Consider the following 13,883-nt stretch of genomic DNA (forward strand, 5'->3'; position numbering starts at 1 on the left):
GGGCCCGGCCATCAAAGGGGCAGACCATGAGCAAACCGCTCGTTGAAATCGAAAATGTCGACATGCGCTATGGCGGGCCCGACGGCACGCTGGCGGTGTCGGGGCTCGACATGAGCGTCGCCAAGGGCGAGTTCGCCGCGGTGGTCGGGCCATCGGGGTGCGGGAAATCCACGCTGATGAAGCTGGTCACCGGCCTGCACATCCCTCAGACCGGGGTGGTGACGGTGGCGGGCAACTATGTCACAAAGCCGGTATCGATCGTTGGCATGGCGTTCCAGAACCCCACAATGCTGCCCTGGCGCACGACGCTGGACAACATCCTTTTGCCCCTCGAAATCGTCGAAAAGCACCGCCATCGCCTGCGCCGGCACAAGGCGGAATATGTCGAAAAGGCCGAGGCATTGCTGGAAACGGTGGGCCTTAAGGGCTTCGGCTCGAAGTTTCCCTGGCAGCTTTCGGGCGGCATGCAGCAGCGGGCAAATCTGTGCCGCGCGCTGATCCACGAGCCCGAGCTCTTGATGCTCGACGAACCGTTCGGGGCGCTCGACGCCTTCACCCGCGAGGAACTCTGGCAGGTGATCCGCGACCTGCACGCCGCCCAGGGCGTCACCATCGTTCTGGTCACCCACGACCTGCGCGAGGCCGCGTTTCTGGCCGACACCATCCACGTGATGAGTGCCCGGCCGGGCCGCATCGTCAACGTGCACCAGGTTCCCTTCCCGCGCCCGCGCGAACTCGACGTCATGTACGAGCCGGGTTTTAATGACATGGTCCACGCGCTGCGGGCCGAAATCGCCGAAGCGAGGGCCGTGGCATGACCGATACGCCCGCACCCACGGTAACCGTCAGCAAGCCCATCGCCAAAAAGCCGATCAACTGGCTGCCCTGGATGCCGTGGATCTATACGGTAGCGCTGTTTGTCATCTGGGAGATCGGCGTGCGTCTTTCGGGGCTGCCCCATACGGTGTTCCCGGCGCCCTCACGCATTTTCGAGGCGATCATCCAATATTGGCCGGCCATCCAGCGCCATTCGATCCAGACGCTCTATACGACGACGCTGGGGTTCATTCTCGCCGTGGTCGGCGGGCTGGCGCTGGGGCTGTTGATCGGCTGGTCGCGGACCATTTATGCGGGGCTCTATCCGATCATGGTGGGGTTTAACGCCATCCCCAAGGTGGCGCTGGTGCCCATCCTCGTCATCTGGTTCGGCATCGGCACGGTGCCTGCGGTGCTGACGGCGTTTCTCATCGCCTTTTTCCCAATCGTGGTGAACGTTGCCACCGGCCTCGCCACCATCGAGCCGGAAACCGAGGACGTTCTGCGCGCTCTGGGGGCCAGAAAAATGGACATCATGCTCAAGGTCGGCATTCCGCGCTCGATGCCCTATTTCTTCGGCTCGCTCAAAGTGGCGATCACGCTGGCCTTTGTCGGGTCGGTGATCTCGGAAACCGTGGCCGCCAATTCCGGGCTCGGCTACATGATGAGCGCCGCCCAGAGCCAGTTCAACGTGCCGCTGGTTTTTGCGGGCCTTGTGATGCTGGCCGTCGAGGGGATCGCCATGTATGCGCTGATGGCCTGGATCGAAAAACGCACCACCGGATGGGCGCATCGGTCGACGACGATGGCGGGGTAGGATCCACGGTTGGTCGCGCTTCCGAACCGGATAAGTGGTGCCCACTTATCCTGGAAGCGCTCCGCTCAGGGTATCTCGATAATGACGTCCCCCGCCTTGGTTTCCTGCTCGACGTAGCGATGCGCCTCGGCGATGGCGTCGAGCGGCATGACGCGGTCGATGACGCCGTGGAGTTTGCCCTGCGCGACAAGGTCTCTGAGGACCAGCATGTCTTTGGCCTTCTCGGGCAGGGCGCGCAGGCCGGTGGTCGCCAGCTTGCCGCGTCGTCCCTGTGCGTCCTTGCCGCGTATCATGGCCCCCAGGATGGCAAAGGAGGGGGTGGTGGTGAGATAAATGCCGCCCGGTTTCAGCGCCCGCCTGCAGGCCGAAAAGCTGCTCTTGCCCACGACATCGAAAATCACATCATAGGCGGCGTTGGCATCTGTGAAATCGGATGTGTGGCGGTCGATTATGGTATCGGCGCCAAGGCCCGAGACGAGTTCGGCGTTGCGCGCACTGCACACGGCGGTGATTTTTGCGCCCATATGGCGAGCCAGTTGCACGGCCACGGTGCCGATGCTGGCCGCCGCGCCATTGATCAGGATCGACTGGCCCGGCTCGAGCTTTGCCTCGTCGCGCAGAAACGGCATGGCGGTCAGAAAGCTGTAGGTAAGGCCCGCCGCCTCGCCGAAATCGAGGGTGTCGGGCATCAGCGCCAGGGGAGCGTCTTCGGGCATGGCGACGTATTGGGCCATGGCCGAAGGGCGTGGATCGGTGGTGCCGAAGACGCGGTCTCCGGGCGCAAAGCGGGTGACATCTTCGCCCACCGCGGCGATTTCTCCGGCGACGGCACCACCGGGAATAGGCGCCTTGGGACGCAGCAACCCTGCGAAGAACCGCACGATAAAGGGGTTGGCGGCCCGAAAGGCGCAATCGGGTAGCGTGACCGTGGAGGCGCGCGTGCGGATCAGCACATCCCCGGGACCCATCACGGGCATTGCAGTTTCGCGCACGGTGATGACGTCAGGCGGGCCGTAGCGCTCGATCCATGCGGCCTTCATGGTGGTGGCGGGTACGGGGTGTGTCATTGACTTTCCTCGTCATACTGGAACGCTTCTTCAAGCGGCACGCCAAAGGTGCGCGCTATGCGGAAGGCCACTTCAAGAGAGGGCGAATACCGCCCCTGTTCGATGGCCACCACGGTTTGGCGGGTGACGCCGACCTTTTCGGCCAGCGCGGCCTGGGTCATCTCCCCGGCGTGGAAACGCAGGGTGCGGATGGTGTTGGAAATCTTTGGTTTTCCCTTGCCCATCCGATCTATCCGATCCGGTAGTAAACAAGCTGGGATGCCGCGAAAACGCCGCCGGCCAGCATGGAGATGCCAAAGAGCGCGTGGGGCACCAATACGGCATCGAGACCAAAGGCCAGCGCGGCAATGACACCGGCTGTCGCCACCGAGAGAACGGCATAACCATTGCGCATGGAGCGGGCGCTCACCGCCAGATCGCGCTCGTCTCCGGCTTCATCGCGCAGTTCTTCGCGCTGGACGATGCTGACCACAACGGTGACCACGACAGAGGCCACGACGTTGAAAACGATCACGTAAAGAATGGCCCAGAGCACCTGCCAGGCGCCGGCGGATGCATCGGCCGGCGGGCCATCACTCGCAAGGCCCAGGCCCACCCATGTCGAGATGACAAGGGCACTTACCACCATGATCACTGCATTCCATTGTTTGTAGCTCATCGCATTTCTCGCGCTTTGATGTGTGGGAGGACGGATAGAGCCGAGTTTTCATTGAGTCAAGTTTTTTTGACACAAAGTATAAAAAAGCAGATTTCAGGTCATGTTTACCGGACGCCATTCGTCAATTCGCGATGGGAGTCGGCTGACGGGGCGGAAAATTTCGCGCATGGTTGTCGGCAGCCCGCCTGTGGGGCCGTCCTTAGGGCAGATACGGAGAACGGCCATGACAATCACGATTACGGCGTTTGAGAGCTCGCCCGACGGCGGCAGGGGGCTGGCGCGGGATATGCGGGTGCGCTGGGCGCTTGAAGAGGTGGGGTTGGCTTATGAGGTTCGCCTGGTTTCGTTCAAGCAGATGAAAGAGCCCCGCCATCTCGCGCTGCATCCCTTCGGGCAGATCCCGACCTATGAGGAGGGCGATCTTGCGCTGTTTGAGACGGGCGCGATCGTCTTTCACATCGCGCAGCACCATAAAGGCCTGTTGCCCGAGGATGAAAATGCACGGGCGCGAGCGATCACCTGGATGTTCTCGGCGCTCAACACCGTTGAGCCACCGATCGTCGAGCGCGAGCAGTCCCGCTATCTGGTAGGGGACAGACCGTGGTATGGCGAGTTGTTGTCCATTCTCGAGGATCGCGTGCGCGTGCGGCTGGGCCAACTGGCCAACCGGCTCGGCGCTTCCGAATGGCTCGACGGCGCCTTCAGCGCTGCCGACCTGATCATGGTGCTGGTGCTGCGCCGGCTGGAGGGGGCGGGGCTACTTGAGGAATATCCAACCTTATCGGCCTATGTGGCGCGCGGCGAAGCGCGGCCCGCTTATAAGCGGGCGTTCGCCGCTCAATTAGCGGTCGCCAATCATGATCGAGGCGCCAAAGACGCCAAGCGCCAATAGGCCGAAGCCGAAGATCATGACGATGTTGGGATTGTGGACCCAGCCCATGGGGGCAAACCGGCCCAGCCAGACCGGGTGATAGATCGCCACGCCAAAGCCCGACCAGCCCCCCGCGAACACCGAATAGAGCCGCTCGCGCCATTTCGCCCTGGGCATCAGGCCCTTGATGGCCGCGACAAGGATCATCAGGCCGGCGACGGGGACAAGCAGGGTCTGGAGCATGGCAGGCGGTTTCCGGTTGAACGGGGTCGATATACGCCCATCCTTGCCGCCGCGCCAGAGCGGTGATGTCACATATTGGTGGTCGAAGCGGCATTTATGAGGACCGGGAAACTTCAAAAAAATCCACCGTCACCCCGGCCTCGAGCCGGGGCCCAGTACACTCCGTGCCTGCGAGAGAACCGCCAGAGCTGCCGATTACTGGATCCCGGGTCTTCGCCCGGGATGACCGGGGGGAGGCCCGTTCTGCGCCCTTTTCCAGGCCGCCCCTAATCGCGCTTTTGCGTCAGCGCCATGCCGGCGATAATCATGGCGACGCCGATGGCGCTGGCGGCGAGGTTTTCGGTGTTGCCGCGCGCCAGATCGAGCAGCACGCCGGAAATCATCTGGCCGCCGATGACCAGCATTGCTGTGTTGATCGCCCCGATGCGGGCGATCAGCCAGCTTCCCGAAGCAACGAAAATCACGCCGATGGTGCCGCCCAGATAGGCGTACCATGGGGCGCTCAAGGCGCCTTCGGGCCATAATCCGCCCAGGATCAGGCCCAGAACCGTCAGCACGGCAAAGCCCACGACATGGTTCCAGTAGGAAGCGACGAGCGCGGTGGTCGACAGCGCCAGCCTGCCATTGAGCTGGCGGGAAAGGGAGACGAGGATGCCCGCAAGCAGGGCGAAAAGGATGGCCGTGGTCATCGTCCTACCCCTGTCCGAAAATGATGATCATCGACCCGGCAAAGATCAGCCCGAGCGCCAGGAAATCCTTGAGCCTCGGGATGCGTTTTGGCAGACCGAACAGGCCCCAGCGGTCCGCCGCCAGCGAAAACAGCACTTGCCCGGCAAGTCCCAGCGCCAGGGTGCCCGAAAGGGCGAGCGGGGTGTTGACCGTCGTCGAGGTCAGCGTCACCGTCAGCGCCCCCGAGACCCCGCCCAGATACGCCCAGAGCGGCGCCCGCGGTTTCTCGGTCGCGCCGGCCGATCGGGGCGCAAGGCGCAGCAGCGCCAGAAAGATCAATGCGGCCACGGTCCCGGTGCCATGGGCCACCCAGGAGGAATACATGGCGCCGCCATAAAGCCCGACCAGCCCGTTGAAATCGACCATCAGGGTTAAAAGCCCGCCGCTGGCGAAGGCCAGAAGCAGGTGGAGCGGGGCGGGGCGGAGGGCCGACGACGAGGTTGGTGACGAACTGGATGACATGGCGAATCGTCCGGTGGGCGGTACACTGGCTATAAGCGCATTCGGCCCCTCACCAAAGTCCGCTGTCGCACTGGTCATCGATTGCGAGAAACACTGTTGCTGCGGCGATCTGTTGCCAGTCCCGCCCGTCGTGCCCATACTGTGGGCGAGGAGATCATTCGCTATGCCGCATTCGCACCAGACCGTTGGGGGAGGACCGAAGAAGGTTCTCTATACGCTTCAGACCGTGGCCCGCATGGGGGTGGGCAAGGCGGCCAAGGCGCTGACGGCGAAAAACGCCTGCAAGGCCTGTGCCTATGGCATGGGCGGGCAGATGGGCGGGATGACCAACGAGCTGGGCGAGTTTCCCTCGGTCTGCAACAAATCGGTGCAGGCGCAATCGACAGATATCCAGCCGGCCATTCCCCACATCCTTTTCTCCCACGAACTTGCCGACCTCAAGGAGTTGACGGGCAAGGAGATGGAGCATCTGGGGCGTTTGGGGGACCCGATCTACAAGGCGGCGCGTTCGGACCGCTACAAGGTGGTCGATTGGGACTGGGCGCTCGATCACGCCGCCAAGCGGTTGCTGGCCACGACGCCCGACCGGACCTTCTTTTATTCCTCGGGGCGCTCATCGAACGAGGCGGGGTTCATCTTCCAGCTTCTGGCCCGCGCCTTTGGCACCAACAACGTCAACAATTGTTCCTATTTCTGCCATCAGGCGACCAGCGAGGGGCTGGCGACAACCATCGGCAAGGGGACGGCCACGGTCGAACTGGCCGACCTTAAAGGCGCCGACATGATCTTCGTGATCGGGGCCAATCCCTCCTCGAATCACCCGCGCTTCATCCACATGCTCAAGCACTGCCGCGACCGGGGCGGGGAGGTGATCATCATCAATCCGGCGCGCGAGCCGGGGCTGGTCAAATTCGCCGTTCCCAAATCGCCCGCCTCGATGCTCAGGGGCGGCGACGAGATCGCCTCGGACTATCTCCAGCCGCGTATCGGGTCCGATATCGCGCTCATGCTCGGCATCGCCAAGGCGGTGCTCGAGGCAGGGATGGAGGACGCCGATTTTATTGAAAAACATTCTGCAAACATTGCGGCCTATAAAGCACAAGTCCATGCAATTTCGTGGGAAACAATTGAAACATTGACGGGTCTGTCGCGGGCCGAAATCGAGCGCGTAGCGCATCGGTATGGGCGGGCGAAAAACGTGGTTTTCGCCTGGGGCATGGGTATGACCCATCACGTCCATGGCGTTGAAAACGTTGAGTCAATTGCCAATCTGGCCCTGCTGCGCGGCATGATCGGGCGGCCCAATGCGGGGCTGTTGCCGCTGCGCGGGCACTCCAACGTGCAGGGAATCGGCACCATCGGCGTCAAGCCGCTGCTGGCCGAGGACATCATGGCAGAAATGGAGCGGCAGTTTTCGATTTCTCTCAGTCGTTCCAAGGGCTTGGACACCATGGCGTGCCTTCATGCCGCCCATCGCGGCGAGATGGACGCGGCGGTCATCATGGGCGGCAATCTTTATGGCGCATCCCCCGATACCGCGTGGGCGGAAAAGGCCCTTAACTCCATAGGATTCAAGCTCTTTTTGACCACGACGCTCAATCTCGGGCACGTCCATGGGCACGACGATACCGAGAGCCTGATTCTGCCGGTAACAGCGCGCGACGAGGAATGGGAGCCGACCACTCAGGAATCGATGTTCAATTTCATACGTTTATCGGACGGCGGCATCGACCGGCTGGCCAATGTTCGGCCCGAAAGCGTGATCCTCACCGACCTTGCCACCCGGCTGCTTCCCGACAGCCCCATAGATTTTCAGGCTTTCAAAAAGCACGCTGAAGTAAGACGCGCCATTTCCGAAATCGTACCCGGCCTCAAGGACTTGGCCGAGATCGATGTGGCAAAGCGTGAGTTCCACATCGCCAATCGCGTCCTGCATGAGCCGCGCTTTTCGACAGACGATGGTAAGGGACATTTCCAGGTGATCGAATTGCCGCAAGCGCCTAAGGCGCCCGAGGGGCGCAAGGCGCTGACGCTGGCGACGATCCGGTCGGAAGGCCAGTTCAACACAATAGTTTACGAAGAGACCGACAGCTATCGCAACAAGGCGCCGCGCTGGTCGGTGCTGCTCAACGGCAAGGACATGGAGGAGATGGGCATCGCCGAAGGCGACCTCGTCGATCTCTCGTCCGAGCAGGGAAAGATGAATGGGATCAAGGCGTTGAGCTTTGACATCCCGCGCGGCTCGGCGCTGGCCTATTACCCGGAGGCCAATGTGCTGGTTGGGACGGAAATCGATCCACGCTCCAAAACGCCGGCCTTCAAGTCGGTTCCGGTTTGGATCGAGCGATAAATGCCGGCCGTCGGGGCCGGCGTTCCGGGCTCCGGCTGTTTTCCCATCTCGCCGATCACAAACGCATCGCGGCCGCCGATCTTGCTTTGTCGCTGATCCTTGCCGCCTGCGCCCCAATCGCGATGCCGGCGCTGTCTCTCCTCGCGGCTTCATCACCATCGTCCACCCCACTCCCATCGCCATCCTCGGGCCCGCCCCCCGCAGCTCCATCGCCACCACTCACCCCACTCCCTTCGTCATCCTCGGGCTTGACCCGGGGATCCGCAGGGCGTCCGCAAGCGCAGCAGAAGTGGTGATCCTTGACGCGTCATCGGTCCCCAACCCCTTCACCGGCTGCCCCGACGCAGCAGATCCCCCGGGTCAAGCCCGAGGATGACGCGGGTGAAGGTGGAAGCGCTGCACGCCCCCCCCCCCCCTCGCTTCCCGGTCCCGGCTTTCGCCGGGATAGACTCCAGCCGGGGTTCATGTGCCTCTCCTCACGCACCCGAATGTCGGCAAGGCTGCTGGGTCCCGGATCGGGTCCGGGATAGCGATGGGTGTTGAGCTGCGCTCTCGGATTCCTCACCACCGCTCCCTCACCCCCATCGTCATCCTCGGGCTTGACCCGGGGATCCGCAGGGCGTCCGCAAGCGCGGCAGAAGTGGTGATCCTTGACGCGTCATCGGTCCCCAACCCCTTCACCGGCTGCCTCGACGCAGCAGATCCCCGGGTCAAGCCCGAGGATGACGCGGGTGAAGGTGGAAGCGCTGCGAAAAATCTTATCCCCGCCCCCAGACACTCGTGCCATTCTCCCCTCACGGTGTCGCCAGGGACGAGGATGCATACGAGCTTCCGGCGAGACCGATCCGGGTTCCATGCGGGTCGCTGCAGGGAAGGCCCAAAGCGGACGGATGGCCGGACGAGGAACCAGGCGTTCCACGTCGCACTCCTGAAAGGGAGAGGGGCACCGACGGGAGGTTGGCAGGGAAAGTGGGGACCGGTTTCCCGGTTCGCCAACCGACCCACTAAAAATGCCAATATCCCGGACGACAAACCCCAGCCCGAGACGCCGCCATAAGCCAAAAACCCCGGATGCGTGGGGCGATGATCGCTTCATATACTAAAAATACATGCGGAGCGTTCATTGCCCCATGCCGTCTGTCTGGAGCGCTTCCAGAAAAAGTGGGAACCGGTTTTTCGGTTCGGAAGCGCGACCGGCAAGAAAGTCAGCAAGCCGAGGCGATATCGCCGTCGGCGGTTTCGGCGTGCCCATTGCACCGTCTGGCGGCTTGTCCTACATACGGCCCCAAGTTTCTGAGACCCGAATTTCCAAAGAGGCACCCGCTTTATGGCGCGTCAATTCATCTATCATATGCACGGCATGTCCAAGGCCTATTCCGGTGGGAAAAAGGTCATCGACAACATGAACCTCTCCTTCTACCCCGACGCCAAGATCGGCATTCTGGGACCGAACGGGGCGGGTAAATCGACGCTCCTGAAAATCATGGCCGGAATTGACACCGAATTCACCGGCGAAGCCTGGGCGGCCGATGGCGCGACCGTGGGCTATCTTCCCCAGGAACCCCAGCTCGACGAGCAGCTCGACGTCAAGGGCAACGTCATGATCGGGGTCAAGGAAAAGCAGGCCATCCTCGATCGCTATAACGAGCTGATGATGGACTATTCCGACGAGACGGCCGACGAAGCCGCAAAGCTTCAGGACCAGATCGACGCGGATGACCTGTGGGATCTCGATTCCAAGGTCGAAATGGCCATGGACGCGCTGCGCTGCCCGCCGGGCGATGCCAGCGTCACCAATCTCTCGGGCGGTGAAAAGCGCCGCGTGGCATTGTGCCAGCTTCTGCTCAGCCAGCCCGACCTGCTGCTGCTCGACGAACCGACCAACCATCTGGACGCCGAGACCACGGCGTGGCTGGAAAAGCACCTGCGCGAATATCCCGGCGCGGTGCTCATCATCACCCACGACCGCTACTTCCTCGACAATGTCACGGGCTGGATTCTCGAGCTCGACCGTGGGCGCGGTATTCCCTATGAGGGCAATTACACGGCCTACCTGACGGCCAAGGCCAAGCGCATGGCGCAGGAAAAAAGCGAGGACCAGGCCCGCTCGAAGGTTCTGGAACGCGAAAAGGAATGGCTGGGCCAGTCGCCGCAGGCGCGCCAGACAAAGTCCAAGGCGCGTATCCGGGCGTACGACGAACTGGTCAAGATCAACGAGGCGCGGACCCAGTCCAACACCGCCCAGATCATCATTCCGCCCGGCGAACGGCTGGGCCAGAACGTTATCGATATCGAGGGCCTCAAGAAGGGCTTTGGCGACCGTCTGCTGATCGACGGGCTGAGCTTCAAGCTGCCGCCGGGGGGCATTGTCGGGGTGATCGGACCGAACGGCGCGGGCAAGACCACTCTGTTCAAGATGCTCACCGGGCAGGACCAGCCCGATGATGGGGCCGTAACCGTCGGCGAAACGGTGCATCTGGGCTATGTCGACCAGAGCCGCGACAGTCTCGATCCCAAAAAGAGCGTCTGGGAAGAAATCTCGGGCGGCAACGACATCATCAAGCTGGGCAAACGTGAGGTCAATTCACGGGCTTACACCTCCTCGTTCAACTTCAAGGGCGGCGACCAGCAACAGCCTGTCGGCACGCTTTCGGGCGGGCAGCGCAACCGCGTGCATCTGGCCAAGATGCTCAAATCGGGCGCCAACGTTCTGCTGCTCGACGAACCGACCAACGATCTGGACACAGAAACCCTGGCGGCCTTGGAAGAGGCGCTCGAGGAGTTCGCCGGTTGCGCCGTCATCATCTCGCACGACCGCATGTTCCTCGACCGTCTGGCCACCCACATCCTGGCGTTCGAAGGCGACAGCCATGTCGAATGGTTTGAAGGCAATTTCCAGGACTACGAGGCCGACAAGGTGCGCCGTCTCGGTCCGGATTCGGTGAACCCCAAACGGGTAAGCTACAAGCCGCTGACGCGGTAGGGCCATACATCAGTTGTGAATGCGGGCCGGGGAATTTTCCCCGGCCCTATGGTTTTGCGATAGGCTGTCGATCATGACCGAACCGTTCTCGCTTGAAATCGACGACGCCCATTTCGCCGGGATCGAGGCCGGGGAGGGGATTCCGGTGGTGTTTTTGCATGCGGGGGTGTGTGACCGTCGCATGTGGGCAAACCAGGTCGAGGCGGTAGCGGAAGCCGGGTTCTGGGGTATTGCCTACGATCGGCGGGGGTTCGGGGACACGACCTCGCCCGATGAGGGATTTACCCACCTTGAGGACCTCGAAGCAGTGCTCGATGCGCTCGACGTCCATGCCGCAGTGTTTGTCGGCTGCTCGATGGGCGGGGCGCTGGCCATCGATTTTGCGCTGGCCAATCCCGAGCGTACTGCGGGACTGGTGCTCGTTGGCACCTCGATCAGCGGCGCCCGGGTGCCCCACCTGCCGCCCGAAATCATGCAGATCGCCAACGCCATGGAGGCGGTGGAGGAAAGCGGGGATGTCGATGCGATCAACGCGGTCGATACCCACGCCTGGCTCGACGGTCCGCTTTCGGAAAGCGGGCGGGTCAAGGGCGAGGTGCGGACGCTGTTTCAGGCGATGAACGGCAATATTCTGCGCAAGAGCGAAATGACCAGGGAGGATAAGCCCGAGCCCGCAATCGAGCGCATCGGTGAGATCGATACGCCGGCGCTTCTGGTGGCCGGAGATCTCGATTTTCCCCATATCGTTAATCGCCACGACGATCTGTCCGAAGAGATGGAGAACGCCTTTGCCGTCGTGATCGAGGGCACGGCGCACCTGCCGAGCCTGGAGCGCCCGGACCTCTTCAACCCGCTGCTGCTCGAGTTTCTCGGCATGGTAACCGGGTCGGCCGGCAATGAGGAGTGATCGAACCGATCACAAACTCTTACTGGCCTATGGGCGGCTGGCGGCATAGTCTGGCGCTTGCGACTCCTGGTTTGAAGGCCTCCCCATGACATCGATCGAAGGCGCTCCGGCCGCCAAGGGCGTGCGGTCTCCCCGTCCCATCGGGCCGGATACCAATGTGCGCCTTGGCGTATTCGCGGCATTGGCCACCTATACGATCTGGGGCGTGCTGCCGCTGTTCTTCAAGCTGCTCGAACACGTCAATCCGGTGGGCGTGGTGGCAAACCGGATCTTGTGCTCGCTGTTTTTCGTGGTGGCCATCCTCTATTTCCGCCATCAGTTCGGAGAGGTCCGGGCCGCGCTCAAGGACCGGCGTACTGTCTTGCTGATGTGCGTTTCGGCGGTGCTGATCGCCGGCAACTGGCTCATTTTCGTATGGGCGGTGGCCAATAACCACGTTCTCGAGGTGAGCTTTGGCTATTTCATCAATCCGCTGGTCAGCGTGGCGATCGGCATGGTGCTGCTGTCGGAAAGGCTGAGCCGGACGCAGGCCATCGCCATTGCAATTGCCTTGGTCGCCATCGGCATTCAGGCGATCGGACTGGGAAGCGTTCCGTGGGTATCGCTAGTGCTGGCACTGACATTCGCCTTCTATGGCTACGTGCGCAAGACCGTCAATGTCGGGTCCGCTGCCGGGCTGGCCATCGAGACGCTGGTCCTCATTCCGATCAGCGCAGCCTATATCTTCTATCTGCTGACCGGGCCGGCACCCGATTTCTATGCTGATCCAACCACGACCCTGTTTCTGGTGATGACCGGGCCCATGACGGCGGTTCCGCTGGTCATGTTCGCTTTTGCGGCACGGCAGTTGCGGCTTTCGACCATCGGCATGTTTCAGTATATCGCGCCCTCGTTGCAGTTTGCCGTGGCTGTTTTCGTGTTCGGCGAGGACTTGTCGCCGGCCCGGCTGGCCGGCTTTGCCCTGATCTGGGTGTCGCTGGCGGTGTTTTCCTTCGGGTCGTGGCGGGAGCGGGGACCCAGGCCCGCTTAAGCCGGTTGCAGATCGGTGCGCAGGCTGGCTTCTCCGACCGTGGTCACAACGTCTGCGATCTTCCTGTAGAGCGCTTCGTAGGGCGAGTTGGCGCGCCAGACCAGTCGCAGAACGCGGGCCGCACCGGGAGCGCCGAGCGTATGAAATTCGATGCGTTTGTTATGTTCCTCGCGTCGGAGGCTGATGGTCGGCAGCAGCGTGACGCCATAGCCATTGGCAACTAGCTCAAGAATTGTGGTCAGCGACGTGGCAGCGAAAGTTCGGCCCTGCAGGTCGGGTTTAAGCGCGCAAGCGTCCACCATCTGGTCGCGCAGGCAATGGCCCTCTTCGAGCAGCAGAAACTTGTCACGCGGTAGGTTGGCGAGGCTGACCGGGTCAGCCAGTTCGGTGCCCTGGCGGGTGGCGAGGACGAACGGATCGGCAAACAGGGCGACCGAAGTGAGACTGGGGCGGTCGGTTTCGGTCGCGATCAGTGCAATGTCGAGATCGCCGTCATTTAATGCCGATAAAAGCCGCTCGGTCTTACCCTCGCTGATCGAAAAGCGGATATCCTTGAGATCGTCATTCAATGCCGGCAGAATCTCTGGGAGAAGGTAGGGCGCGACCGTGGGTATCAATCCGAAACGCAAGGGACGGGCGGGTTGTCCCGCTGCCATATCCGCAAAAGTTTCAAGATCGACTGCCGCGTTTAGCACGCGACCGGCATGGGCCAGGAATTCACGGCCAAACGGTGTCAGCGTCACTGTTTTGCCGAGCCTGTCGAAAATCTGGGTCTGGCAGCGATCTTCCAGCAGCCTGATTTGCTGGGATAGCGCGGGCTGGGTAACGTGGCATCGCTGGGCGGCCCGGCCGAAATGCCCTTCGTCTGCAATCGTTTGGGCGTAGTGGAGCTGTCGCAGGGTGATTGTGTTCATCTGACCTTCGAAGTGATTATTAGTTATTGTTATCAC

The 13,883-nt window shown here is 62.1% G+C and carries 14 protein-coding genes; 7 read left to right on the forward strand and 7 right to left on the reverse strand.

All coding sequences use genetic code 11. The features are described from left to right. The first annotated feature begins 26 nt into the window (after nt 1-26). Both ACP148_RS04765 and ACP148_RS04770 read left to right on the forward strand, forming a co-directional pair. Nucleotides 27-818, forward strand: coding sequence for an ABC transporter ATP-binding protein (locus ACP148_RS04765; protein ID WP_421951450.1), 792 nt, complete (start codon nt 27-29; stop codon nt 816-818). Nucleotides 819-889: 71 nt separating this feature from the next. Then, a complete protein-coding gene (locus tag ACP148_RS04770) occupies nt 890-1,633 on the forward strand; it encodes an ABC transporter permease (protein WP_421951515.1) in 744 nt (247 codons plus the stop codon). 65 nt (nt 1,634-1,698) lie between these two features. Here ACP148_RS04770 and ACP148_RS04775 read toward each other — a convergent pair whose 3' ends face one another. The 3 genes from ACP148_RS04775 to ACP148_RS04785 are packed head-to-tail and all read right to left on the reverse strand — an operon-like array spanning nt 1,699 to nt 3,358. After that, nucleotides 1,699-2,700, reverse strand: a complete 1,002-nt coding sequence (locus tag ACP148_RS04775; protein WP_421951451.1) for an NAD(P)-dependent alcohol dehydrogenase — start codon at nt 2,698-2,700, stop codon at nt 1,699-1,701. Continuing rightward, a complete protein-coding gene (locus ACP148_RS04780; protein WP_421951452.1) occupies nt 2,697-2,924 on the reverse strand; it encodes a helix-turn-helix transcriptional regulator in 228 nt (75 codons plus the stop codon). The genes ACP148_RS04775 and ACP148_RS04780 overlap by 4 nt, the downstream gene beginning before the upstream one ends. 5 nt (nt 2,925-2,929) lie before the next feature. Next, nucleotides 2,930-3,358 carry a hypothetical protein gene (locus tag ACP148_RS04785; protein WP_421951453.1) on the reverse strand — a complete coding sequence of 143 codons (429 nt, stop codon included), beginning with the start codon at nt 3,356-3,358 and terminating at the stop codon, nt 2,930-2,932. Between the two features lie 223 nt (nt 3,359-3,581). On the opposite strand from ACP148_RS04785, the gene ACP148_RS04790 reads away from it, so the two are divergent. Further along, complete coding sequence (locus ACP148_RS04790; RefSeq protein ID WP_421951454.1) at nt 3,582-4,250, forward strand: glutathione S-transferase family protein; 669 nt, start codon at nt 3,582-3,584, stop codon at nt 4,248-4,250. Here the strand turns inward: ACP148_RS04790 and ACP148_RS04795 are convergent. The 3 genes from ACP148_RS04795 to ACP148_RS04805 all read right to left on the reverse strand — a co-directional run bounded on the left by ACP148_RS04795 (nt 4,200) and on the right by ACP148_RS04805 (nt 5,663). Then, a complete protein-coding gene (locus tag ACP148_RS04795) occupies nt 4,200-4,544 on the reverse strand; it encodes a hypothetical protein (protein ID WP_421951455.1) in 345 nt (114 codons plus the stop codon). The two genes, ACP148_RS04790 and ACP148_RS04795, sit on opposite strands and share 51 nt — an antisense overlap. 194 nt (nt 4,545-4,738) lie before the next feature. Beyond that, nucleotides 4,739-5,161 (reverse strand): DMT family transporter, encoded by a 423-nt coding sequence (locus ACP148_RS04800; RefSeq protein WP_421951456.1) that lies wholly within the window; start codon nt 5,159-5,161, stop codon nt 4,739-4,741. Between the two features lie 4 nt (nt 5,162-5,165). After that, nucleotides 5,166-5,663: a DMT family transporter gene (locus ACP148_RS04805; RefSeq protein ID WP_421951457.1), complete on the reverse strand. Its 498-nt coding sequence runs from the start codon at nt 5,661-5,663 to the stop codon at nt 5,166-5,168. Nucleotides 5,664-5,826: 163 nt separating this feature from the next. Between ACP148_RS04805 and ACP148_RS04810 the strand changes: the two genes are divergently transcribed. The 4 genes from ACP148_RS04810 to rarD all read left to right on the forward strand — a co-directional run bounded on the left by ACP148_RS04810 (nt 5,827) and on the right by rarD (nt 12,933). Beyond that, complete coding sequence (locus tag ACP148_RS04810) at nt 5,827-8,013, forward strand: FdhF/YdeP family oxidoreductase (protein WP_421951458.1); 2,187 nt, start codon at nt 5,827-5,829, stop codon at nt 8,011-8,013. Nucleotides 8,014-9,340: 1,327 nt separating this feature from the next. Then, entirely contained in the window at nt 9,341-10,996 is a 1,656-nt protein-coding gene (gene ettA / locus ACP148_RS04815; RefSeq protein ID WP_421951459.1) for an energy-dependent translational throttle protein EttA, read from the forward strand. Nucleotides 10,997-11,069: 73 nt separating this feature from the next. Beyond that, nucleotides 11,070-11,903 (forward strand): alpha/beta fold hydrolase, encoded by an 834-nt coding sequence (locus tag ACP148_RS04820; protein ID WP_421951460.1) that lies wholly within the window; start codon nt 11,070-11,072, stop codon nt 11,901-11,903. A gap of 85 nt (nt 11,904-11,988) precedes the next feature. Beyond that, a complete protein-coding gene (gene rarD, locus ACP148_RS04825) occupies nt 11,989-12,933 on the forward strand; it encodes an EamA family transporter RarD (protein WP_421951461.1) in 945 nt (314 codons plus the stop codon). Here rarD and ACP148_RS04830 read toward each other — a convergent pair. After that, nucleotides 12,930-13,847, reverse strand: coding sequence for a hydrogen peroxide-inducible genes activator (locus ACP148_RS04830; RefSeq protein WP_421951462.1), 918 nt, complete (start codon nt 13,845-13,847; stop codon nt 12,930-12,932). The genes rarD and ACP148_RS04830 overlap by 4 nt on opposite strands. Between the last annotated feature and the right edge of the window lie 36 nt (nt 13,848-13,883).

Origin of the sequence: Pelagibacterium sp. (assembly GCF_965249125.1) — a bacterium.
Classification (GTDB): Bacteria; Pseudomonadota; Alphaproteobacteria; order Rhizobiales; family Devosiaceae; genus Pelagibacterium.